Here is a 23,853-nt window from a genome sequence, read left to right on the forward strand (position 1 = left end):
TAGATAGGCGGAAGCTATGGAAGAAGCAGTAAAAATATGGTTTAAAGAGGATTTTAATGATTTTGACTCAGAGGAAGGATTAGACTCTGCTAATCCTCTAGAACTAAAACGAGTAAATGTACTTGTTGGTGCAAATAATTCTGGCAAAAGTAGGTTTATGCGGAGTTTAGCAATGCACATACAGTCTAAAAGAGTCAATATTTTTCCACCTTCAATGTTTTTGCAAAATCTGAATGAATTGAACGATAATTTTCTAAGCTTGACTTCAGTTGATTTAAATCTAAAACAAATGGATACAACAGATTTTTCTATAATTAGCAAACTTATAAATGAAGCTTCGGGTAAGGTAGATCGTTATTTGCATTTACACAATGATTACTTCGCAAATCAGAACACGCTATATAGCAACGCCGATGTGTGGTTGAAAAGTATCTACTCAATCACTAAAGGAGATATATCTACCACTACTTCACTGTTCCATGAAGTATTAGAAAAATTGAGTACTCTAGAATTAAAAGCAGTTTACTTTAATATAACAGAGTTTGAAATTCATTATATTAACTCTTTAAGAACCCTGAAAGATTTAGGCTATACCAACTTCGATGATAAATATATAAATGAGTTAATATCTCAAGATAAAGGTATTGACACAGAGTATCATTTGTCTGTAGAAGAGGCTCAAAATTTTCTTAAAAACTCGCCATTAACATTGAGAGTAGCCTATGACTACCGTTTCTCTCCTAGTGAGATAATTTCTGGAGAAGGATTTTTCGAAACTCTTACTGACTTACTATTAGGTTTACCTGATGGAAGAGAGCAAGTTAAAAGTTATCAACACAAATTATCACACTATTTTTTCAATAATGAAGAAGTTGTAATTATTCCCAATAAGAAAAGTAAAAGCATAGAAATTAAAATTGGTAACAGTGAACAATATCCTATTTCCGATTTAGGAGATGGACTACAGCAAATAATTATTTTAACCTACACATCATATGTAATGAGAAGGCCATCTATTTTTCTCATCGAAGAGCCAGAAATGCATTTGCATGCAGGCTACGTCAAACAACTTATGAAATTCTTGTTAAATGAAACTGACCATTACTACATGGCAACCAGTCATTCAAACTATTTGCTTGATATGATTAATGAAGACAAACGTATTGCTTTATATCGTGTAGACAAAGAAAATGTTAATAATGAAGAAAAAAAATACGAAACTGTAATTAGACGCTGTGATGGTGATCGCACTATACTGCAAACGCTTGGTGTATCTCCTTCGTCGGTCTTCTTAGCCAATTGCACTATTTGGATTGAAGGAATTACTGACCGCCTATATTTCGTCCAATATTTAAAAAAGTACTTGGATGAGTTGAAGGTAACTGATGAAGAGAAGTTGGAAGATTATTCACGCTTTATAGATGGCTATCACTATGCGTTTGTCGAATATCAAGGTTCAAACTTAGAACATTGGGATTTTGAAATAGACAATTCAGAAAAAGTTGATAGTAGTAAGCCAAAGGGATTAAATGCTGTACTTGTAACTTCTAATGCCTTAGTGATAGCGGATGCTGACTTGAAAGACAAGCCTAGGTTTAATGAGCTTGAGCAACAGCTGGGAGAGAGAATAATCATCACTCAAGGAAAAGAGACTGAAAACTCAATACCTAAAAAACTTTTAGTAAGAAAATTCTTTGAAATGTGTCCTGATAACGGTCTAGCTAGGCAAGGGAATAAGAAAAAGCTCGCTTACAGCGATAATTATGAAAAGTATTTTACTGACAGTTATCAGACATCGTCTAAAGGAATAGGCAAATATTTTGATAATATTTTAAGTAAAATGCGTAAGGATGGAGTCGTACCTAAGCTAGGAAATAATGAAAAATCTTTTACTTTTTTAGATGGAAACCAAGGTACTATTAAGAGTAAAACTAATTTCTGCCAAGACATAGTTGAACTGATGCAGAGTGAGCGATGGGAGCTAACACCATCAGCCACAGAATTATGCGAATCAATATTTCAGCATATAAAGGACAATAATCACTAGTTTAGAATTTTGGAACAAACAATACATTGTATAAAGCTTCTATACTATCGTATTTAGTGAATTGTCCTTTATTGATCGTACGAATATTAGGTCGCTCAGTTTTCACCCCTTCTACATTAGCTTTAGTATGTTTTGCTACTTTGGCATTTTCTAATCCAGTTAGTGGCTTTCCTGCTTCTGCGCCAAAGAAGTAGAAAGATTTTAACTCTAATGTATCTTCATCAAATAATATCCAAACTATACATCCTGATGGCTTATTAGCTAAGCGAACATTGACTTTTTGACCTGATGTCTTAGCACCAAATTTTGAAGTCTTTAGTTGAATATGACGGATAATATTATTGTCTTCAAGAACAACATCGCAACCTGCGTTATCAACTTCAGGTTTCATAACCTCTAATTGGCAATCATCTTTTGACCAAGATAGCTTAAGCATTTCACCAATGAATAGGTGTTCAATAAGCTTTTCTCGAAAACTTGAATATTCAAAATGCTTACTCATAATTTACCTTAATGTTTTGGAATACCTCAATCTGCTTTATCCTTACCTCGCCGACACTCTTCAGAACAATAAATCACCTGCTCCCAGTCTTTCTCCCACTTTTTACGCCACGTAAACGGGCGTTGACAGACTGGGCAGGTTTTTTGCGGTAGGTTGACCTTTTTATGTGCCATCGTCTGCTCCCTTCTGCCGTATATCTATGATTAATGTTTACTGCCTATTTATCTTCTTTTTGATGATCCAGCCCTTCATACTTTTTCACTCGTCGGCATTGGTCTGAGCAATAGACCATGCTCTCCCAATTTTTATCCAACTTTTTAGTCCAGCTAAATTCGCGCTCGCAGACAGGGCAAAGTTTTTTGCGGACGTTCTTCTTTTTATGCGCCATAATTCTCTCATTGGTTTGTTTAATCTATAGTCGATTCACTATCATCGGATACGGTATTAGGCTCGCTTCACCTACTGTTTGTAGCAACTTTACTCGCCGTCATCGTACCCAAAGTAGCTGTTGCCGACTATATTACCACTGTCTCTTAATCATAAGCCCTATTTATAGTGATATTCATAAGTGCAAGTCATCAGCATTGCTCATAAGCGTTAATAATTAATCATAGTCGTCAAAGATTTTATTGAGTCTGTTGAGACTATTGACGATTAACTTGCCTGATTGATCGGTGCTGCTATCAATCGCCAGCTTCTCATCCATCCGCATCGTCAGTGGCTCTAACGCTTGCTTGAGTGCAGTTGCCATAAGTGCGGTCTGCTGAGTGATATCAGGCGCATCGCTATCTACGGTTTGATGCTCTTCATTTTTAATCAGGCTTTCAGTTAAACTATTAGACAGGCTATCCGCCATTTTTTGCGCCAGTTGTTCAACGGCGTTGACCAGCTGCACCATCAATGCTTTTTGCACGTCTTGGTTTTGCTTGAGATACTCGCCTTCTGCCTTTCCAGCATTGTGATCATGCTTATATATTTGCATCAGCTGATTCAGACTTTTCTCAAAGCCATTATCGATGCTGTCGCTGACGACTTTGGCATTATTGATCATGCTATCGGCAAGGATTTTCTGTGCTTCTAATTGGCCGTTTAACTGCGCATCGAGCTGCGCTTGTTGACCTGCTTCTCGTAATCGAGCGATTTGTTCAGGATCATTTTTCGTTAAGTATGTCTCAAACTGGCTACTGATGGCATTGAAACCACTGGCCAAGTCGACCAACTGAGCAACGATACGCGCGCCCGTGTCACCGTCTTCTCCGCCCATGGCTTTGTTACGTAAGAAATCAGCTTTGATTTGCGCCCAACGCTCTTGTTCTACTTCGGTCAACACACCGCGCATCTCACCAAGCTTGAGCAAGTTGCTCTCTGCACCTTGAGTCAGTAGCTGTGACTCTCCCAAATAGTGATCGTCTATCAGCTGGTTCAGCTCACTCTTATTCATGACCGCCGACAGCTTTTCGGTCATTTTATTCATATTACGATAACTGCCTTGCAGCTTAAATATCGGCTCAACGCGGTACTTGTCATCTTGCGAGGCAGAAGCAATATACGCTTGGTTAACGTCTAGAATGACCTCTTGCACCGTAAACATATGACGCAAAATCGCGACAATCTCATTAATCTCTGAGGTGCTATACGGATACGTCAAATCACTGATTTGGGCTTGGGCAAGATTCGCATTGTCCGCTTTCGCCATTTTGATGAGACGATGCACATCCGCTAGGTCACGGTTGGCCAGTGGCGCGAGAACGGTGTTAGAAGTGAGCGAGTTCTCGATATAACTAAGCGCAAACACTTCTTCCATGCCGCTCATGATATCGCCTAAGTTGTAGATATCGGCACGGTTGGCGAGCATGTCAGGCACTTTAAATGCCTCTCCGCTTTCGGTATATGGGTTGCCAGCCATGACCACGCAGAACTTTTTACCACGCATGTCATAGGTTTTGGTTTTACCTTGCCAGACACCATCGATACGGCGTGTACCATCACCCAATGAGATAAACTTCTGCAAAAATTCCGCATGCGTATGCTGAATATCATCGAGATAGAGCATGACGTTATTGCCCATCTCAAAGGCTAAGTTGATTTTATTCAGCTCTTCTCGTGCGGTGGCATTGGGCGCTTTTTCAGGATCTAAAGACGTTACGTCATGACCGAGTGACGGACAGTTAATCTTCATGAAGATAAGGCCGAGACGATTTGCCACGTACTCCATCAAGGTGGTTTTACCATACCCTGGTGGCGATATCATCATGAGGATACCCATCAAATCAGTACGCTTATCCTCACCGACCGTACCCATCTGTTTGGCGAGGTTATCACCAATGAGAGGCAGATAGCTCTCGTTAATCAGACGGTTACGCACAAAGGAGGACAATGGACGTGGCATAAATTCGTCCAGTCGCAACGTTTCTTTTGAATCATTCAAAATCTCTGAGCGCATGGCCAGATAACGTCTATAGGCAGGAATGACTTGGGTATCATGATAATGCAAACGATTTAAGAAATCATCGACGGCAAAGGTTAAGGTCTGCTGATGAATACGTGCATGCTCACCTAGCAAGTTATTAACCTGTATTTCAAGCGATACCTTACCCGTGCTACGCTCAAAGCTTTGTACTTGGTTGAGCGGATTATTAATACTGGTCAATGAAGGCGTTGACGTAGCCGACGAGGTAATTGAGGAAAATGATAAGGCAGATGTCGTGGCATTGGTGCCTGTACTGCCTAAACCTTTATTGCCTAGTCCTTTAGCATTTAGTCCTTTATTACCTGACCCTTTAACACCCATCCGTTTATCAAAGCTAGCACCTGAATCAATCAATCGTTGCACCAAAGCTTCACGTTGGGCATCGTTCAATTGAGTAAGTAAAACGGCTATCGCCTCCGGCACATAATGACGGCCACTTTCTAACTGCTGCTTGCGTAGCGCGTTTTGTGCGTCAATCTCGGCAAGCTGAGCTTCGCTGAGTGCTTCGCCTGCTTCATTGGTGCTATCAGTCGCTACGTTAGCCGATTCAGTCCCACCATAAGTTTTCTCAAGCAATGCATGGAACCAGGTTGCCAATAGCTCATAGGCTGACTTGGGTTGGAATCCAAGCTTGCCAATTGAAGACTGTAGTTGATCAAAACTGGCTGTCGCTTGCATACTGCCTGAAGCGCTATTTAGCGTTTGGCTTAGCTGTTCACACAACTGCTGCGCTTGTTGGCTGGTTTGCCAGTTTACTGTGCTGTTTGCGCCTGCATTGGTTTCAGCCGACTGCCCCATCACGCTCACTAAATATTCACAAGCAAGCTGAACGTAGCTTGGTTTGAAAATATTGGTGTTATGAACATCACTGGTATTTGAATCCAGTTTTGACCCTGATTTAGATGTGGACTGCTTGCCAGCGCCATTATTAATGCCAGTGCCGTTATCAACGCTAACATCTTTATCAGCGCTAAGACTGTCATCATTATGAGCCATAACAAAATGACGCATCACTTGGCTCATGTCTTCAACCAATAGAGACTTCGCAGTATCACTGCCCAATGCACGGCGCAGTTGCTCGGCGGTCGCGGCTCTATCCGTCCAGTTACTCGCGCGCGTCAGCACGGACTCATTTAACCAAGTGTCATAACCAAATTGGCGTAAGCTGTCTAAGCCCAGCGCTTGGACGATATTCAGCTGCCAATAAAATAGTTGCGCCAATGCACGTACTTGTGGGGTATAAATCAGCAACCCTGCCTCGCGCAAAGTCGGCAGTATTTGCATCAGTAACAACGTGGCATCATGGTCATGAATGCCTTTGTCATAGCCGAGCTGATAACGAGGAGTGGCGTAGGCTTTGACCAGTTTGGACAAGGGGCTGTCATTATCAATATCGCCATTCACATCGAGGGTAATGACAGTCGCATCGTATGCTTGATATAGACGCGCTTCCGTCAAACCCTCTTGGCTATTTTTGGCACTTTCGATAATGCTATATGCTAAGTACTCCGCGCGGTAAACGGCATTCGACTCAGAAGCGATATTCATATCCCAATACGGACGCAAGGCGTTTAGCTCAGCATTATTAAGTACTTCATAATAGTCTGTGCCCGTGAGATGCAGATTTAAAACACGACTGCCATCTGATTGCTGACGGCTTAATAAAGTTAAATCAAGTGGCTGAGTATTAACTGAAAAGCGGTGCTTGCCCAGTTTGATGATTTGGCCACCATCTTCAAACAAGTCCGACTTGTCTTTTAGACTCTTATAACTCTCGATTTGAATGGCTTTTAGGCGCGCGTCGATGTCATCAGCTTTTACACTAAAGCCCATCGCTTGCAGCTCTTTTGCGATGTTGCGGACTTTTTGCACCAGACCATCAGCCGCAAAATACGTATTTAACGCCTCTTCTTCTGTAAAGCCGGTGACGCCAGTGCTTTGCGTGCGTTTTTTAATACTCTCAAGCATTCGCAGCGCGCCATCACCTAAATTTTGCGCTTTACGGTTGCGAGCATCGAGCAGTTGCTGCTTATGATTTTCAAAGGTCTCGTAAATCTCTTCACGCTTACTGATGATATCGGCTAAAAACTGATCGCCGCTGTTGGTCTCTGGATCAGCGAATTGGCTCTCTAACTCTTCTAGCTGTACCAACAATTTTGCCATTTGCTCATCTGATTTCTCAGGGGTATTGGCAATGGATAATGCATTGGCAATCGATTGACCAAACAGCTTAAACTGCGCACCAAATTGCGCCACAGCCTCCGCTGATCCTAGATTTTTGCGTTTATGATTGAGCTTGGCTTTGCTCTGGTTTAGGCTCGCATAAATGGTCGATATGTCATCGATAATTTGCGTACGTACCGTGGCATCAGCCACATCCAACGTGCCTAACAACTCGGTTAATAAATCCAACCCTTGCGCTGTCTCATCAATTTTTTCTAATACAGGTTTTAGCTCGGCATTGGTTTCTGCGGTGTTTAAGCGCTCACTGACATCGACTAATATGCCTTCGTAACTTGAGAGCGCCTCTTCGCCACTTAAAAACAGCACAGTCTTTTCAGCCAGTTCGCTTTCGGCTTCTTCTAACTGCGTCTGCAATGCTTGTAACTTGTCAGCATCCAGATAACGCAAATCTTCTAAGCTGACCAAACGGCCTTTTTGACGTCTTAATGCTGACAACTGATCGACATAATCACTGGCAGACTCAAAGCTAGTGACGCGTATCTGTCGTAAAATCTCACTTTGCTGCGTATCAGCATCGGCTAGCGCGGTTTGGGTTTGCTTCTGGATACTTTGTACTTTGGCGAACTCATCAATGACCAGCTCAGCCGTGGCCGTCACTTCTTTAATACTGCTGGCGACTTCGCTTAGCTCAGGCTCAGACAACCAATAATAGCTGTCAAAGAGTCGGCTGGTATTATTGGTAAGCTCTTCATATAGTTTTTGTGACACGCTTTGATTATCAATCAGGCGAGTAATGCTATAAAGGTCTGAGATACCGCGCACCAATTCTTTATTACCAATCTTGCCATAAAAACTCGTGCTTTCTGGCAACTCACTGACATACTCGTGTGAGGCATAAGGCGTGTGCCATATCTGCATCGGATGAATACGAGATGGCTCGCTTTGGTCACTAAACAGCACCAAGCGGCCATTCTCAGCCAAAGCCATACCGTTGCAATAAATAGGATTTGCCAATTGCTTTTTAATCAGATTATAAGGGAACAGCCCCGTGACGCCCAAGTCTCTGTCGTAAAATAAGAATAAAACATCTTCCCCATTTGGCGATACAATTTTCCGCTTAAACCGTAAGTCAGTAGCGCCAACGTTATTGGCCTCGAACAGCTTATACTCACCCGTCTGTAGATAATAACCACCCGGAAACATGATGCCGTGGTCTTCTGGTAGCTGAACACACGACTGTCCAATCGCATCCAAACGCAGCACCGCTTCGGTCAAGGTGTTATAAACGAAATAACGGTAGTCCTCTTCACGATAAGGCAATATCTTAAGCAGTATTAGACTGCCGACTTTGGCATACGCAATCTCAGCATCCGTCAGCGACTGGGTACGGTCATTGACATGTTCACTATAAATACCTTGACCGGATTGCGTATTGTCCTCAATCTTAATGGTCAAATCACCACCGACCGTTTCTACGAATATCGTGTCTAAGATATTCATATGGGGATATTTGCCATTCACCATTTGATCGCGGGTGGTATCAATCCAGTCAAAATCATAAGCAGGCGGCAGTTCAATGTCACGCTCGCCTCGATTGTCCACATAAGCGACTTGCGCCGACTCTGGCGTACCTTGGCTAAAATCTAACGCAAAGCGAAACACTCGAATATCGGTGATACGCTCGCCAATCTGAAATGCCAACAGCAATTTGCTGTCTTTCACCGTTATTTGAATCAGGCGCGTTTGCTTGTAGTATCTATATAGCTCATTAAAGTCTTGGACAAAGGCATCTTGAGCCAAAAAAGTCCCTTTTAAGTCAACCTCTTCGAGCTGATACTCTTCTTCATTACCAACTGGCTCGTTCAGACGATATAACGACAATACGTCTTTAATATTGCTCGCGCGTTTAAGCCCCATAAAAACGTTGTAGCCAAACAGCAAATAATCACCGACCTGCACCATGTCTTGTGCCACACAGTTGTACTCAGTACGAATACGAGTACGGGCGATGACTTGCATCTGGGTGCTGCCAAACTCTTCGAGACGCGAATTATTGAGCGTAGCGGTCTGCTGCTCTAAGCGGCTGCCTTGCTCGGTTAAACGTTTTTTGATGAGCTCATAAGCATTGCCTGAAGCAACTGCCTGATCGGTTTGGTTAGCTTGATTAGCGCTATTATTATCGTTGCTATCTGAGTTCTTTGAAGTTTGCGTATCCGCCATCGTTGCTCGTCCGTTTCTGTTTTTACATAATAAGAGAATTTTGGGCAATAAGAAAAATAAGAAGCTATGTGAGATAAAGAATCATTGAAAGTAAAGAAGCACTTGGCTAATCTAAAAAAGCGAATCATCACTGCTGATTTTTTAGATTAGCCAACTCATCATGATTCGTCGTTCCGAATCACCCTGAGTTAGCAAAAAAATCTGCCGCCTAAACGACAGATTTTTTATTTTAGAAAATATTACTCATTCATACTGTTAGATAAAAACTTGCTCACTAATACTTACCCATTAAGGCTAGGGCGTGTCCTCATTTTAAAAATGGTGATAAAAATGAGATAAATCGCAGTCAAACAAGGAAAATAGCGCAGATAATATCGAGATATTAGTCAGCTATTTGACGCTGTTTGGCAAGATTTAGCCATTTTTAACCTATTTAGATAACTATCGATTGAATTGAGGACTCGCCCTAGACATTTAGACCCTATTAATAAGTCGTTTTATCATCATTTTGCTGGTTTGATTTCATGGCTTGACTGGCCATCACACCATTGATGATACCGCTCAATGTGTCCGACTTACCCGCTAGGCCATCAATGGCTTTACCGATAGACAGTGACTTGGCAAAGTTATCAAAGAAATGCGCTTCGCCGCCAACAATATCGATTTTGGCTTTCTGTAATGCGACTGCCAATACTTCAGCATTTTCTTTCGCAATCTCTTTACCAGCGTCAATCGAAGCAAGCGCTTCTTGCAATGCTGTTTCTAGGCTCATACGGAACTCTTCGTGCTCACGTGCCTCTTTGCTCATGCTACCCATGGCATTGAATTTCTCGACCAGACCATCTGCTTCGGCTTGGAAATGTGCACGAGTAACTTCGGCTTTTGCCAATCCAACTTCGCGTTCTGCTTTGGCATTTGACTCACCACGAGCCGCGATGACTTGAGCATCTGCCATGCCTTTTTCACGCTCAGCTCTGGCGGTAGATTCACCGCGAGCCGCGATAACCTCAGCATCTGCCATACCTTTTTCACGATCTGATTGTGCTTCAGCTTGTCCAGTCGCTTTGATAACATTGGCTTTCGCAATGCCTTCTTTTTCCAAAGAAGCCGCTTTGACTTCTTGGATAGCCGCTTCAGCGAAGCCATGTGCTGACTCTTCTGCTTTGGTACCTTCGGCCATCTTAATTTTGGCTTCTGAATCTTTGGCGGATGCTTCAAGATTCGCAGCGGCAAGCGTGGTAATTTCGACGGCTTTATGCTTGGCAGACAGCTCTTCTGCTTCGGCTTTTTTCACCTGACGTACTTTGATTTCTTCCGCATCGGCTTCTGCTGCTAGCACACGTGTTTGCTTAGAACGCTCAGCTTCGCTAATTTCGCGGACTTCTTTGATACGCTCCTCTTCTTGCGCAACGGTTTTGTCCACTGCGATACGTTCACGAATGACGTTGGCGATTTCTTTTTTCTCAAGCTCAATTGCACGTTCAGCTTCGATACGCTGCAAGTCAACTTCACGCTCACGAGAGACAATTTCTAAATCACGAGCACGCGTGACTTTTTCTTCTTCGATGACGACCGCACGCAGACGATTTTGACCTGCTACTTCGATTTCACGTTGCTGATTCTCACGCTGAATGGCCAAATCCTGCTCAACCGAGATAACAGCCGTTTCAGACTTTTTACGCTCTTCTTCTTCAATCTTGCGGGTTTCAGCAGTTTCGCGTGCAATCACTGACGAGATTTCACGTTGCTGTTTGGCTTCGGCATCAGCTTGCTGACGCTCTAGCTCTAGCATTGCCTCTCTAGTTTCTACATTCTTTTTCTTAACAGCCAGTTCTTCATCACGCTCAAGCTCGTTGGTGATGACGTTCTGAAAGGCCGTTAATTGCGTAATCTTTTTGATACCTTCAGCATCTAAGATATTACTGGAATCTAATGACGCTTTTGGCGTTTGTTCTAAATAATCAATCGCCACATCTTCTAAGACATAGCCGTTTAGATCATTACCAATTTCTTGAACGATGCTGTCACGAAACTCGCTGCGATTTTCAAACAGTTTGACAAAATCAATCTGTTTACCAACCGTTTTCAATGCTTCAGAGAATTTAGCATTAAATAGCTCGTTGACAGCGACCTTATCTGACGCACGCTCAACCCCAACCGATTTAGCAACTTTTAGCACATCTTCTTCGGTTTCATTGACACGTAAATAAAATGCCACGGTGATATCAGCACGCATGTTGTCTGCGCAAATCAAACCTTCTTTACCGCGTCTGTCCACTTCTAACGTGATGAGCGATATGCGCATCAATTCTTTTTTGTTGATGACTGGCCAAACAAAACCACCATCAAAACGTACGGCAATTTTACTCACGCCGTTAATAATGAGTGCTTTGCCCTGCTCGACCTTAAAGTAAAAGGCCTTGAGCATCAATAGTGCGACCATCATAAAAACAAACGCCAGCACTACAATCACGCCGACGATAATGAGTGTGTCCATATCCATTCCTTTAATTAAAACATTCCATAATCAATTCTATATAAATCAGATACGCTATCAGGCCTGCTAACTCTACTATTTATAGCACTGTTTATAGCATGTGCGCTTTATAGCCCTGTCACGCACCATTCTGATATCTGAACTACATTGAACCGACTATAACCAAATTTAAAACGATTCGTGCTATTTCTAAAAACTCGCTATTTCTAACAATCAATTATTTCTAAAAATAATTAGCTTTATTCATATTTTTACAATATTTTTTTATCTTCCACGACAACAACTCGGTAGGTATTGGCATCCTTTAAATACTCGACCAACATCACTCTATCGCCTTGTTTTAATAAATTATCATCAATATCTGAACGAATTTTTAATATCAATCCTGCGCCGCCATCACTTAATTCTGCTTCGCCATGTTTATCTGTGACACTAAGCGTACGCACAACAGCGATCTTACCCACATTATTAGACGAATTACGTTTGGGAATTTTGGCGATATTTTTGCGAATCGGCGAAATAATAATGCCTGTCAACCACATAGAGACGACCAATACGAAAATGAGCGCCCCTGTACCGAATAAATAATACAGAACGCCAGAATCGAAATATTGGTGTAAAAAGCTGGTATATAAATAGCTAAGCAACCAACCGATCAAGCTAATTAAGCTTAGTATGATGATTAAAGGGACACCGTAAAGACCAAACTTGAGCATGAGACCGGTGAAAAAACCAGTCGATGATAAGGTAGAGACATCAGCATCACCGCCTGACTCACCAAGGTCTACGCTATCCATATCTGCCATGCCGAGTAAAGACACAACCCAATATAAAGTGACGAACATCACAAGCCCCGTAAAAATAATCGTGGGATATAAACTGATTTTAGTGATAAAGACTAAAAAAGCTTCTTGCATTGCGCGTGTTCTCCTTTTGCTCACCCAATCTATTAGCTCAATGACTTGGTTATACAAATTGGTATTATGTGGATGATGCTCACTCGAATTAATGCTGCCAAGTTTACATTTTTTAAATCAACTTATGTTGCTTTATCAAGGATTATATATATATTCTATTACATAATACATAGGTTTTGCCTTTAGCGTCCCCATATCGGCGAGCGCACGACTCCGCCCACCTTACTGCCGATCGCATAACTTGTATTACCAGATAATGAGTGAATGACCAAACTTCCGCCATTTTGACCGCCCACTTGTGAAAGCTTTGTCGGATAGACAGCATACTGTGCAGATGGTGACAGACGCGCTGGTTCATCAAGTCCAGTCTCTGCTAGATTGGTGATTTGCCCAGTACTCAGGGTCATAACGGCGGCCTTTCGACCATTTAGATAGGCCATACGCTGACCGTCCAAGCTCAGTTGCGGACTGGCGACATAGCCACTTGTTGGCACAGGCGTGGCACTAGCAGTCTCGAAGTGATAGCGATAGATACGTGGACGTCCAGCGCGGACTTTATCACTGGTATAGACAAAGCTTTGCCCATCACTGGCGTAACTTGGCTGTACTTCCGTGCTCGGTAACGTAGTGAGCTGTGTGGTCTTACCATCGCTCAGACGTATCTCATAGATATCAGCATTGCCGCCGACCGTTGAGCTATAGAGGAGTTTTTGACCATCAGGTGAGAACGACGCTGACATATTGCTGCCTTCAGCATTTACCGCAAGGTTGCGGATGTTGCTTTTGCGATCATAGATATAAATCTTAGGATGCTGGCGCGGCGCTTGTTTACTATATGCCAGCAGTTGCCCATCAGCTGACCACGCTGGCGCATAAATATAACCAGTTAGCTGATCGATTAACTGACGATCACTACCATCAGGACGAATGCTATAAAGCGTCGATATCTTTGCAGCTCCGACTCCTTGCTCCTCGACATAGGCAATGCGCCCTTGCCGATCTATCGCTGACATTCGCGCCGTTAGTGGATTGCTCGCACTCATATTATTAGCAGGTGCTTGCATCGTTTTAGATATCGTACTAGGCAAGGTCTGACAACCCGTCAACAGAATAAAAGTCGTTAGTGCGGTGATATTACTTATCGTTCGTATATTGACGAATGATTTTGATACAAGCATTTTTGACATAAAATAACGTCCAATAAAGTGTTGATTATTGCGTACTGAGAATCTTGACAATCAAGGCTAAAAGATTGAGTGCATTAAGGTATCCTAGCCTAAAGACTTTACTTAATAGCAAATGACAGTGTAGCGTAAACCATGCCAAATTTTGGACAAAAAAATACCCCACTAGATAGTGAGGCATTTTTAAAACTACATCTGGCTTTTATTCAACCTTGCTTTTCGCAAATACTATTCAAAAACCATCTGCAATGCTTGAATTATTTAGAAACAGCTTTGAAATGGGCAACTTGATTGCTATTGGTAATGGTCAAGATAGGCGTGTTATTGGCATTTTTGCTGATGCTATATTTACCTTGTACGGTCGCTAAAGTCGCAGTATCAAAGCTTGCTTGTGGCTCAGGGCATGCCATCATAGTAGATAAAACGTTGCCTAGTACGACATTGCCATTCACAACCTTGTAGTCAGCGCCCATGTTATTACAGGTGTTCATAAAGGTCACACGGTCACTGCCGCTATCTTTAAAGAACTTTAGCGTCAACGGCTTCGCTGGATCAAAGAACAATTGGCTAACTTTATCGCCATTGCTGCGTTTTGCGTCAACTAGCTGCCAATCATATGCTTGTAGCGTATTAGAAGTAATTGGTTGAGTCACTGGCGCTGTTACGCTAGGGGTGGTTTGGCAACCAGCAGCCAATGTACCTACCGCAAGCGTCGCTGCCATCATCATTTTAGTCATGTTTTTCATATAAACTCCTATAGTGGTTTTTTAGAATAAAAAATAGCTCTTATCCTAAACATTCGTTTTTATTATGATTAATTTACTGTTTTATTCATTACTCTCAATAATGCGGTCATTATGCACAACTGGAGCTTAACTGTCATTATAGATTGAGTGTATGATTACCCTGTTATTTGTTGCGCTCTATAGTCTTTTTGCTAACCCCTATTGTTAGACAGTACATTAACTGCTAACACTTTTTATATAACTTCTCGAATATACCCTAAAAACCGATAATTTCTCGTTAAAATTACCGTTTTACTCATTTATGCTAGGCATTACTCTAGATTGGCACTGTTCTGTTGTTGCAAAGCAGCATAGCCTACCAAACGTTTGCGTTCAGCCTCACTAAATAGCTGCTGTTCGATTTGATTGATTTGGGTTTGTGCTTGCGTTTTATCTGCACTTTGACTTAATAAGCGCTGTTTTTGAGCTTGATATTGGTCAAAACGTTGAGCAAAGTTAGCATCTTCTGCATCGACTTGCGCGAGGCGTGCGGCGGCTGGAGCACCTACCAGATCACGACGCATGTTATACAATTCCTGAGCCGTTGCCCCTTTTGCTTGCATCTGTTTTGTGCGATTCATCAGCTCGTTCAGATTGGCTTGCTGGGTGATACCGGCTTTGAGCGCATTATCTGGCATACGGCTAATGTAGTTCTGCCGTGTCGCCTCTTTTTGCACATCCGTTAGCTGCTGGTTTTGGTTAATTCTGACCATCTCCATACTATAATCATCATACTCCTCTTCTGCACCAAAGAAGGCGGTAATGGTTTCTTTAGTAAAATACTGCTGACGCAACTTGGCTACATCTTGCTTTTGCTGAGCGACGACATTTAGATCCAGCTCACCGCTTTTTGCCGCTTGTAATTGCAGATTACCGTAACGTTGTTCTATTTCAGAAATGGCTTTAAGATAGGTAATATATTGGTCAAATATAGCGACCGCTTGACTAGCGGCAGGCTCTGGCGTGTGGTGACGAATATAGCTTTCGACACGGGCATAAATAACCGCTTCATCTTCTTCACCCAGCGCCGACAAAAAATAATCGAATAAACGCCGTAGACCTTCAGTGACAACCAACTGCTTATTTTCATCAATGATGATTTCGCCGTCAATTTGCGTGCCTTGTAATGAGCGCGGCAAATGCTCCAATCCAGTGACAAATAGAGACTGGTTTTGGGCGGCAGTTGTTTGCACTACTTGGCCATTATCCAGCGCAGTTGATAGAGTAGCATCAGCCTCATTAGTGAGGGCACTGGATACTGGTTGCGCTGTAGCCATACGTGTATTATCAGGTTTGAACCACATAATCACCGCCGCCGTTATGGCTATGCTAACCAAGGCGATTATAACTATTGGTAGATAGGCTGGGCGGCGATTATTCGACATAGATGAGGGTTCTTTTTATAAGTCAGCTTAAAGGCTTATGTTTTTAAAAGCTTATGTTTTTAAAAGCGTATGTTATTAAAAGCTTACATTATTAAAGGTTAGCGTTTTTGAGACGATTGACCTGAGTACGATAGATAGATTTTGGCTCAGAATCGCCCCATGCCGTCAGACCCAATACTTGATCGGCTGAATCCAAATGATTCATTCTATAATTATCCCGAATCACATAACCAAGACGACTTGAGCAAGCAGATACCAACCCATCATTAGACTCGCCTGCAAACGGCACGCTCGTTGCTGCCAACAAATAATCACTAGGATCAAGTGCGCTTGTTATTTGCCCAACCCCGCTGAACGAATAATATTTAATGCCATTAACAGCAGTACTGGTCGGCTGACCACAATAGTTTTTTGGCATTGCCGCAGGAAATTTGGCATTGAACTTAGCAGCACCATCGGTTGATAGAGCCACGAGCGCTTGCCAGCCATCTTGCTCTTGTATCTCTTTAAAACTGATACCTGAGCCAACGTCTGTAAAGCCACCAATCAAATTGAACACGCCTGAGACTAGCTGTGTTGTGACATTGGATGGATTACCTGTGGTGTTGTTTGGCTCAAGGGTGTTTTTGACAAAATCTGCCGTTTTTGACCCTTGTTCTGGGCTTGAGACTGCCGTAACTGATGCGACATATTTTGGCGCGACGCCAGCGACATAGCGAATATCTATACCGCCTTGACTGTGTCCAAATAAATTGACTTTAGGCTCACCTGAAATGGCAGTGATGGTTTTGACTTGTTGTAGCAGTTGCTCTCCGCGAATCTCACTGTTATTGACGGCTGAGGTTTTGGTGGTATATACCTCTGAGCCGCCTTTCATCAACTCTTGAGGAATGCCATTGAAGTAGTCGATAACCCCAAACAAGTTAGTAAAGCCGCCAAGACCATGTGCCATAACAATTGGGTATTTTGTATCAGTATGATTTGACGTCCAGTATTTGTTGCTGACCAGCTTACATCCGGTTGAATTGGCACAATTATAGTATTGACCAGCAGCTTGAGCTGAGGTGGTTTGTAAAGCCATTAAAAGTACACCGGCACCGATAACACCAAGTGAGGGGAGAAATACGCTGGGCGTGAAAGCCGAAGCTAGAGAAGATTTTAGCGTCATAATAACGTCCTTGTTATCATTAATTTTGATTATCTTTACCTCATAATATCGGCAAAGATTGCTGCTAATTCCTTTAGCATGCAAAATTACATTACTTATATCTTCTGTAACATTCAACTAAATTGTCAAAATATGAATATATTATCGTGACTAGAGGGTCACAACTGCCCCTACTTCGCTGTAAAGCAATTATTATCAATATTAATGATAGGTTCACTATCACTTAACGTAAAACAGCGGCGTCTTCATTTATGTTATAATTCAAGCCATTAATTCCATAACTATAAGTAATATAATGATGACTAAAAAATCCCTTATCCAGTCCCCAGAAGCCATAGAAAAAATGCGCGTGGCCGGTAAACTTGCCAGTGATGTCCTTGTCATGCTCGATGAGCACGTTCGAGTTGGCATCAGTACCGAGGCACTTAACCAAATCGCCCATGACTATATCGTTAATGTGCAACAGGCTATTCCTGCACCGCTTAATTATAATGGCTTCCCAAAATCAATTTGTACCTCGATTAACCATGTGGTTTGTCATGGTATTCCAGCCGAAAACAAGCTACTCAAAGATGGCGATATCATTAATATCGATGTGACCGTGATAAAAGATGGCTACTATGGCGATACCTCAAAAATGTGGATCGTTGGTAACGGCTCTATCATGGCACAGCGTATCTGCAAAGTGGCACAAGACGCCCTATATGCTGGTATGAGTGTCGTCAAAAACGGTGCGCGTCTAGGTGATGTCGGTGCGGCTATCCAAGCAGTGGTCGAGCCTGAGCGTTTTAGTATCGTTCGCGAGTTCTGTGGTCACGGCATTAGTAATGAGTTTCACCATGAGCCACAAGTCATGCACTATGGCAAAAAAGGCACAGGCTTTGAGCTAAAAACAGGCATGACCTTTACCATCGAGCCGATGATTAACCAAGGTACATGGCAAACCAAGATTTTGCCTGATGAATGGACGGCGATTACTAAAGACCGTAAGCTGTCAGCACAGTGGGAGCATACGATGGTCGTGACCGATAATGGCTGTGAGGTGTTTACCACTCGCCCTGAAGAAGATTTGAGTTTTTTGACCCAGTAATATCAAAAAAGATCGCCTAGGCGGTCTTTTTTTTGGTCAATAATTAGGTCATATTGAGTATTGTGCTCACCCACTTTTTATCTTTATACTCTGATGACTTAATAACTTATATTTGTGGCTTTTGTCAGCTACCAGCACACTGGTGATTCTACGCTTTTCAGCTGAAACGTTTTATTTTTAAACTCTTAACGGGATAACACTCATGTTTACTTGTGATGTCGCTTCTATCGATCTGACACCTTTACCTCTATTATCAAAGGATATGGCGACAAACGCGTCACTGCTAGCGGACACCCCTATCACTGAAAAGTCGCTACTGGGTATTCCTCACTGGTTGACTCAAATTAATCAGGATATCAACCGTGCACTTGAACGCGGTGTCAATATTCGTCAATTGGTCGCGGCACGCTCTGGTGCGATTGACGAATTGCTGATTGCCTTGTTCAACTGGTTTGAGCTGGATAAGACAGATTTGGCTTTATTTGCCACAGGCGGTTATGGTCGCGGCGAGCTGTCGCTTTATTCAGACATCGACATTTTATTGCTCTCCCCTGATGAGATTGGCGCTGATGCCAGTGGGAAAATCGATCGGTTGGTGGCGCTATTGTGGGACATAGGATTAGAGCCTGCTCTCTCGGTACGTAGTGTTAATGATGCTTTAGAGGCGTCGCTCGATCACACCATTGCCAGTGCACAGCTAGAAGCTCGGCTATTAATTGGTAATGAGGCTTTACAGGATGTACCCGTTCAAATTGTCAATAAACAGTGGTCGCCACGTGAGTTTTTTGAAGTAAAAATCGCAGAAGCTAAAGCGCGATACTTACAGCACAATGCCACCGAGTACAACCTTGAACCCAATATAAAAACCGCCCCTGGTGGTCTACGCGACATTCATATCATCGGCTGGGTGACCAAACGCTATTTTCGAGTGGGTAAGCTGTATGACTTAGTACAACAAAACTTTTTGACTGAAAAAGAGTTCGATGAGCTGAACTTTGCAGAAGGTTATTTATGGCAAATACGTCATTATCTGCATGTATTGACTGGTCGCAACGAAAACAAGCTGCTGTTTGATTATCAGCGTGAAATTGCCCAGTTGATGGGTTATGAGACGCAGCCAGACGATCAACCAAATGCCGCCGTCGAGCGTTTTATGCGCGACTATTATCGCTGTGCCATGCAGATATCGACGCTGTCTGAGATGCTGACCAATCACTATTACGAGACGATTATAGAGCCGCAGTTGCCTGATGATGAGCGTCCAAAAAAGCAGCCAATCAATGCGCGCTTTAACCAAGTTGGTGACCAAATCGCCATGGCGCATCATCGGGTTTTTGCTCAGCATCCTGACTCTATCTTAGAGATGTTTTTACTGATGGGTCAGTACGGTATCAAAAACGTGCGCACTCATACGTTGCGTGCGCTAAAAATCGCCGCGCGTGGCATCGATCAAGTCTACCGTGATAACCCCGCTCACCAAGCGCTCTTCTTAGCCAATTTAAAAGAGCAGAATTATCTGTTTCATCGCCTGCGTGCCATGAATCGCTATGGCGTCTTAGGCAGCTACATTCCTGCGTTCGCCCAAGTGACCGGTCTGATGCAATATGATTTATTTCACCGTTATACGGTTGATGCGCATACCTTATTTTTGATTCGGATTTTGCATCGCTTCACCGACCCACGGTTTTATGAAGATTTCCCACTGGTTAGCTCTATCTTTCAACGTATCGAGCGCAAGGAAATCTTGGTACTGGCCGCCATGTTTCATGATATTGCCAAAGGTCGCGGTGGCAACCATAGTGAGCTTGGACAAACTGAGTCGACTGAATTTTGTTTGGCGCATGGTATGAGTCTGGCAGATGCCAACTTGGTCGGTTGGCTCACTCGCTATCATTTATTGATGTCGATGACTGCTCAGAAAAAAGACATCTCAGATCCAGAAGTGGTCACTATTTTTGCCAATTTAGTCGGTAATGTCACCCACCTCAATCATTTATATGTGCTCACTGTTGCGGATATGAATGCGACCAATCCACAGTTATGGAACAGCTGGCGTGCCACATTAATGAAACAGTTATACTCACAAACTCGGCGCATTTTGCGCGCTGATATCGATGCACCTACTAATCGCCAAGATATGATCAGTGCCACACGTACCCAAGCCTTAGCGATGCTCGATAGCGTCAACAATCAACACATGAATCGCGATGAAGTCTTGAGGCTATGGGATGATTTGGGTGATGAATATTTCTTGAGAGAAATTCCTGAAGACATCTTATGGCATACCGAGGCCATTTTGAACCATCCACCAATTGGTCTTGCTTCTAATGCAGATAGCCCGCCATTGGTAGTACTGCGTGAGCATCGTGAGTTGGCCCTTGATGCGGTACAGGTCTTTGTTTATACCCAAGATCAGACGAACCTGTTTGCAGTCACCATGGCTGTATTCGATCAAATGAACTTGGATGTTTTAGACGCCCGTATTATTACTGCTACCCGCGATTTTGCTTTGGACTCCTATGTACTGCTCGATCCCAGTGGCACACTATTGGTCGATGAAGACAGTCAACAAGAGCTCAAACAGCGCCTAATCAATGCCTTTAAAGACCCGACAGTACTGAAACTTACCAATAAGCGCATACCGCGTCAGCTTAGACATTTTGAAGTGACCACGGTGATTAATTTTGAGTTTAACGAGGCTTCTGATCAGCATATTATGAGCTTAGAAACCCTTGATCAGCCGGGACTATTGGCAAGAGTAGGACAGGTGTTTTTGCAGGAGAAAATTGAGGTGCATGCGGCGCGTATCACCACTTTGGGCGAACGTGCAGAAGATATGTTTTATATCAGCGATCAAAATGATGAACCGCTATCTGCTGCTAGACTTGACGCACTACGATCAGCTTTGATGGCCAGTCTCAGTATGCAAAGAGAACAGCCTGCTGCTTACAGCAAATGTGATTGAACAAATGGGCTTACAAGATAAGTCTAAGATAAATACTCAGTGTGTATTATCCATTCATTGATGACATGCTTTGTATTTCTTAACCCGTTAATATTAAAAGCACCTTTTATAAGGTGCTTTTATATATCATTTCGCTAGCGTGCTCATTGAGCTCATCATCCGCAAGATCTGGTGGCAGAATCTCTGCTTCAATCTGTTTTTGCGTCAGTATTAAGCGCCCAGCGTTGACCTCTTTTTGCAGCAAACAATGTAAACTTGCTAAATGAAAATCTCTGCCAAAACACTCATAGATTTGTCTTAGAGAAATAGGCGATTTGGCATGCACATCGGGATAAAGGCTGTCCTCTGCTAAGATAATCATCTCATTCAGTGCCTCTTCACGCATCAACTCATCTTTATCGATTTTACGTTGCAAGCTGTCTGCCATTCGACTTTTGGAAGCGAGCATGGCCACAAAAATCACTGTCTGTACGATAAATAAGGCTATATATTGCCATAAGGGCAGTAAAATACCGAGCTGATTGCTAAGCAACATCAGCACCATCGCAACGATCACGTAACTGACCAGTTGCCACAGTAACCACATCATCAAGCTGTTTTCACCGTACCAAAACATTTTTCGTTCTTTATGGCTAATTAATTGCTGGCGAGCTTGCCACCAGCTTTGCTCCCGCTGTTTTAATAGCTCGTAGAATTTGGCTCGCTGTTGCGCATCATCAAAATTTTCATCTTGAATGTCTGTCGCGTTAAGATCATTAGTTTTTGAGATACTAGGCATATCAAATTATCCTCACCATAATCTATCATTAGGGCTGACAGCAGTTTTTTGTATTGTTATAAGTTATCAATTGATAAGCTTTTTTTAGGATTTTTAAATCTGTGACGGCTTCATTAGTTATTATAATTTATGGTTAAATAGCTAAGCAGCTTAAGCAAGAGAAGTAAAAGACAAAAAATAAGAGAAGTGCTACACTGCTTAAATGTAATTTTTCTTTATAACTTTATTATTAATTGTCTATTATAGTTACCCTACTTATGAATCACAACTTAACGTACCTGCATCCTTACCCTTTTGCAAAGATGGCAACATTGCTTGCTAACAGTGTGCCAGCCCATGACTACAGTGAAATCAAGCTCGGTATTGGTGAACCAAAACATGAGCCACCAGCGTTCGTGCTGGACGTACTACGTGAAAATTTGGACAAAATAAGTCGTTATCCAACGACTAATGGCATGTTTGAGCTGCGCCAAACCATCGCGCATTGGCTAGAAAAACGCTTCTTTTTGAACCATGTCGATGCCAATACGCAAGTATTGCCAGTAATGGGCACACGCGAGGCTATTTTTAGTCTGGTACAAGCAGTTGTTGATCATAACGTAAGCGATACAGAGAGTAGTCCACTGTCTGGCTCTGACCCGTTATCTGCCGTTTCTCCTATGACTGCTCCTACAATAGTCATGCCCAACCCTTTTTACCAAATATATGAGGGTGCAGCGATACTGGCGCAAGCCGAGCCTTATTTTGTGCCTTGCACACTGGACGATGACTTTAAAGGTAACTATCGCGCCGTACCAAAAGATGTTTGGGCGCGCACGCAGTTGCTGTTTGTTTGTAGTCCGAACAATCCGACGGGCTCGGTCATGACGATGGAGGATTGGGAGTATCTCATTCGTCTGTCAGATCAGTACGATTTTATTATTGCCAGTGACGAGTGCTATAGCGAGCTGTATTTTGATACGGCACCGATTGGACTATTGCAAGCCTGCGCTGCCCTCGGTCGTCATGATTTCAAAAATTGTATTGTCTTTCACTCTTTATCTAAGCGTTCAAATCTGCCTGGTTTGCGCTCAGGGTTTGTGGCAGGTGATGCCAATATTTTGCAAGCCTATCTGCAATATCGTACTTATCAAGGCTGTGCGATGCCGATACCACATCAGCTCGCCTCGATCGCTGCCTGGCAAGATGAAAAGCATGTGGCACACAATCGCGCTCTGTATCAAGAAAAGTTTGCCTTGTGGATGTCTGAGCTTGGTGAACTACTAGAGTTACGAATGCCTGAGGCTGGATTTTACTTTTGGATAAAGGTCCCTGAGCCGTTCGATGGGGATGATGAGCGGTTTGTCAAAGCACTGTACGAGCAGGCCAATATTCACGCACTAGCAGGGCGCTATCTGTCACGTGATATTGATGGCAAAAACCCTGGGCAAGGCTATGTGCGCATTGCGCTCGTTGCGAGTGTTTATGAAAGCCGTGAAGCGATAAACCGTATTAGAAAATTACTAGGCGCATAAGCAGTCGCTTTATACACAAAAGTTTGAAAAAAAATAGCAACCTCTAATAACCACAATATTACTGTGGTTATTAGAGGTTTTTTGCTTTAATAATGCTATGGTAAAGTGTCTTTTATCATCAATTATCTTTTACTCAATATGCCATCA

General features: G+C 42.7%; 15 protein-coding genes. 4 read left to right on the forward strand and 11 right to left on the reverse strand.

Annotated elements, in window-relative coordinates; translation table 11 throughout:
* The first annotated feature begins 16 nt into the window (after window positions 1-16).
* A complete protein-coding gene (locus tag ACP7AE_RS07335) occupies window positions 17-2,047 on the forward strand; it encodes an ATP-dependent nuclease (protein ID WP_426242210.1) in 2,031 nt (676 codons plus the stop codon).
* 1 nt (window position 2,048) lies between these two features.
* Here the strand turns inward: ACP7AE_RS07335 and ACP7AE_RS07340 are convergent, their stop codons facing one another.
* From ACP7AE_RS07340 to ACP7AE_RS07385, 10 genes are all read right to left on the reverse strand, one after another.
* Window positions 2,049-2,549, reverse strand: a complete 501-nt coding sequence (locus ACP7AE_RS07340; RefSeq protein ID WP_426242212.1) for a hypothetical protein — start codon at window positions 2,547-2,549, stop codon at window positions 2,049-2,051.
* A 26-nt stretch (window positions 2,550-2,575) separates the two neighbouring features.
* Window positions 2,576-2,722 carry a DUF2256 domain-containing protein gene (locus tag ACP7AE_RS07345; protein ID WP_426242214.1) on the reverse strand — a complete coding sequence of 49 codons (147 nt, stop codon included), beginning with the start codon at window positions 2,720-2,722 and terminating at the stop codon, window positions 2,576-2,578.
* Window positions 2,723-2,766: 44 nt separating this feature from the next.
* On the reverse strand, window positions 2,767-2,937 hold the full coding sequence (locus tag ACP7AE_RS07350; RefSeq protein ID WP_010196547.1) for a DUF2256 domain-containing protein: 171 nt from the start codon (window positions 2,935-2,937) through the stop codon (window positions 2,767-2,769).
* 216 nt (window positions 2,938-3,153) lie between these two features.
* Window positions 3,154-9,423 carry a DNA repair ATPase gene (locus ACP7AE_RS07355; RefSeq protein ID WP_426242216.1) on the reverse strand — a complete coding sequence of 2,090 codons (6,270 nt, stop codon included), beginning with the start codon at window positions 9,421-9,423 and terminating at the stop codon, window positions 3,154-3,156.
* 484 nt (window positions 9,424-9,907) lie between these two features.
* Window positions 9,908-11,920, reverse strand: coding sequence for a flotillin family protein (locus ACP7AE_RS07360; protein WP_426242218.1), 2,013 nt, complete (start codon window positions 11,918-11,920; stop codon window positions 9,908-9,910).
* 251 nt (window positions 11,921-12,171) lie between these two features.
* Window positions 12,172-12,837: a hypothetical protein gene (locus ACP7AE_RS07365; RefSeq protein ID WP_426242220.1), complete on the reverse strand. Its 666-nt coding sequence runs from the start codon at window positions 12,835-12,837 to the stop codon at window positions 12,172-12,174.
* Between the two features lie 182 nt (window positions 12,838-13,019).
* Entirely contained in the window at window positions 13,020-14,024 is a 1,005-nt protein-coding gene (locus tag ACP7AE_RS07370) for a Xaa-Pro aminopeptidase (RefSeq protein ID WP_426242222.1), read from the reverse strand.
* A gap of 254 nt (window positions 14,025-14,278) precedes the next feature.
* Complete coding sequence (locus ACP7AE_RS07375) at window positions 14,279-14,767, reverse strand: META domain-containing protein (protein ID WP_055125201.1); 489 nt, start codon at window positions 14,765-14,767, stop codon at window positions 14,279-14,281.
* A gap of 311 nt (window positions 14,768-15,078) precedes the next feature.
* Window positions 15,079-16,191 (reverse strand): lipase secretion chaperone, encoded by a 1,113-nt coding sequence (locus tag ACP7AE_RS07380; protein ID WP_426242224.1) that lies wholly within the window; start codon window positions 16,189-16,191, stop codon window positions 15,079-15,081.
* Window positions 16,192-16,282: 91 nt separating this feature from the next.
* Window positions 16,283-17,359, reverse strand: a complete 1,077-nt coding sequence (locus ACP7AE_RS07385) for an esterase/lipase family protein (RefSeq protein WP_201540435.1) — start codon at window positions 17,357-17,359, stop codon at window positions 16,283-16,285.
* A 298-nt stretch (window positions 17,360-17,657) separates the two neighbouring features.
* Between ACP7AE_RS07385 and map the strand changes: the two genes are divergently transcribed.
* Both map and glnD read left to right on the forward strand, forming a co-directional pair.
* Entirely contained in the window at window positions 17,658-18,449 is a 792-nt protein-coding gene (gene map, locus ACP7AE_RS07390; RefSeq protein WP_372815769.1) for a type I methionyl aminopeptidase, read from the forward strand.
* 202 nt (window positions 18,450-18,651) lie between these two features.
* The gene (gene glnD / locus ACP7AE_RS07395; protein WP_201540436.1) at window positions 18,652-21,414 is read left to right on the forward strand and encodes a [protein-PII] uridylyltransferase; all 2,763 of its coding nucleotides are present in this window, start codon (window positions 18,652-18,654) and stop codon (window positions 21,412-21,414) included.
* A gap of 106 nt (window positions 21,415-21,520) precedes the next feature.
* Here the strand turns inward: glnD and ACP7AE_RS07400 are convergent, their stop codons facing one another.
* Window positions 21,521-22,192, reverse strand: coding sequence for a hypothetical protein (locus ACP7AE_RS07400; RefSeq protein WP_201540437.1), 672 nt, complete (start codon window positions 22,190-22,192; stop codon window positions 21,521-21,523).
* A gap of 257 nt (window positions 22,193-22,449) precedes the next feature.
* Between ACP7AE_RS07400 and dapC the strand changes: the two genes are divergently transcribed.
* Window positions 22,450-23,706, forward strand: coding sequence for a succinyldiaminopimelate transaminase (gene dapC / locus ACP7AE_RS07405; protein ID WP_201540438.1), 1,257 nt, complete (start codon window positions 22,450-22,452; stop codon window positions 23,704-23,706).
* Window positions 23,707-23,853 lie beyond the last annotated feature (147 nt).

The organism is Psychrobacter sp. TWP2-1-2 (assembly GCF_049896785.1).
Lineage (GTDB): Bacteria > Pseudomonadota > Gammaproteobacteria > Pseudomonadales > Moraxellaceae > Psychrobacter.

What these genes read in the sequence shown, in the direction of transcription:
- ACP7AE_RS07335 (WP_426242210.1), top strand. Translation starts at nt 17, where the DNA reads ATGGAAGAAGCAGTAAAAATATGGTTTAAAGAGGATTTTAATGATTTT.
- ACP7AE_RS07340 (WP_426242212.1), bottom strand. Translation starts at nt 2,549, where the DNA reads ATGAGTAAGCATTTTGAATATTCAAGTTTTCGAGAAAAGCTTATTGAA.
- ACP7AE_RS07345 (WP_426242214.1), bottom strand. Translation starts at nt 2,722, where the DNA reads ATGGCACATAAAAAGGTCAACCTACCGCAAAAAACCTGCCCAGTCTGT.
- ACP7AE_RS07350 (WP_010196547.1), bottom strand. Translation starts at nt 2,937, where the DNA reads ATGGCGCATAAAAAGAAGAACGTCCGCAAAAAACTTTGCCCTGTCTGC.
- ACP7AE_RS07355 (WP_426242216.1), bottom strand. Translation starts at nt 9,423, where the DNA reads ATGGCGGATACGCAAACTTCAAAGAACTCAGATAGCAACGATAATAAT.
- ACP7AE_RS07360 (WP_426242218.1), bottom strand. Translation starts at nt 11,920, where the DNA reads ATGGACACACTCATTATCGTCGGCGTGATTGTAGTGCTGGCGTTTGTT.
- ACP7AE_RS07365 (WP_426242220.1), bottom strand. Translation starts at nt 12,837, where the DNA reads ATGCAAGAAGCTTTTTTAGTCTTTATCACTAAAATCAGTTTATATCCC.
- ACP7AE_RS07370 (WP_426242222.1), bottom strand. Translation starts at nt 14,024, where the DNA reads ATGTCAAAAATGCTTGTATCAAAATCATTCGTCAATATACGAACGATA.
- ACP7AE_RS07375 (WP_055125201.1), bottom strand. Translation starts at nt 14,767, where the DNA reads ATGAAAAACATGACTAAAATGATGATGGCAGCGACGCTTGCGGTAGGT.
- ACP7AE_RS07380 (WP_426242224.1), bottom strand. Translation starts at nt 16,191, where the DNA reads ATGTCGAATAATCGCCGCCCAGCCTATCTACCAATAGTTATAATCGCC.
- ACP7AE_RS07385 (WP_201540435.1), bottom strand. Translation starts at nt 17,359, where the DNA reads ATGACGCTAAAATCTTCTCTAGCTTCGGCTTTCACGCCCAGCGTATTT.
- map (WP_372815769.1), top strand. Translation starts at nt 17,658, where the DNA reads ATGACTAAAAAATCCCTTATCCAGTCCCCAGAAGCCATAGAAAAAATG.
- glnD (WP_201540436.1), top strand. Translation starts at nt 18,652, where the DNA reads ATGTTTACTTGTGATGTCGCTTCTATCGATCTGACACCTTTACCTCTA.
- ACP7AE_RS07400 (WP_201540437.1), bottom strand. Translation starts at nt 22,192, where the DNA reads ATGCCTAGTATCTCAAAAACTAATGATCTTAACGCGACAGACATTCAA.
- dapC (WP_201540438.1), top strand. Translation starts at nt 22,450, where the DNA reads ATGAATCACAACTTAACGTACCTGCATCCTTACCCTTTTGCAAAGATG.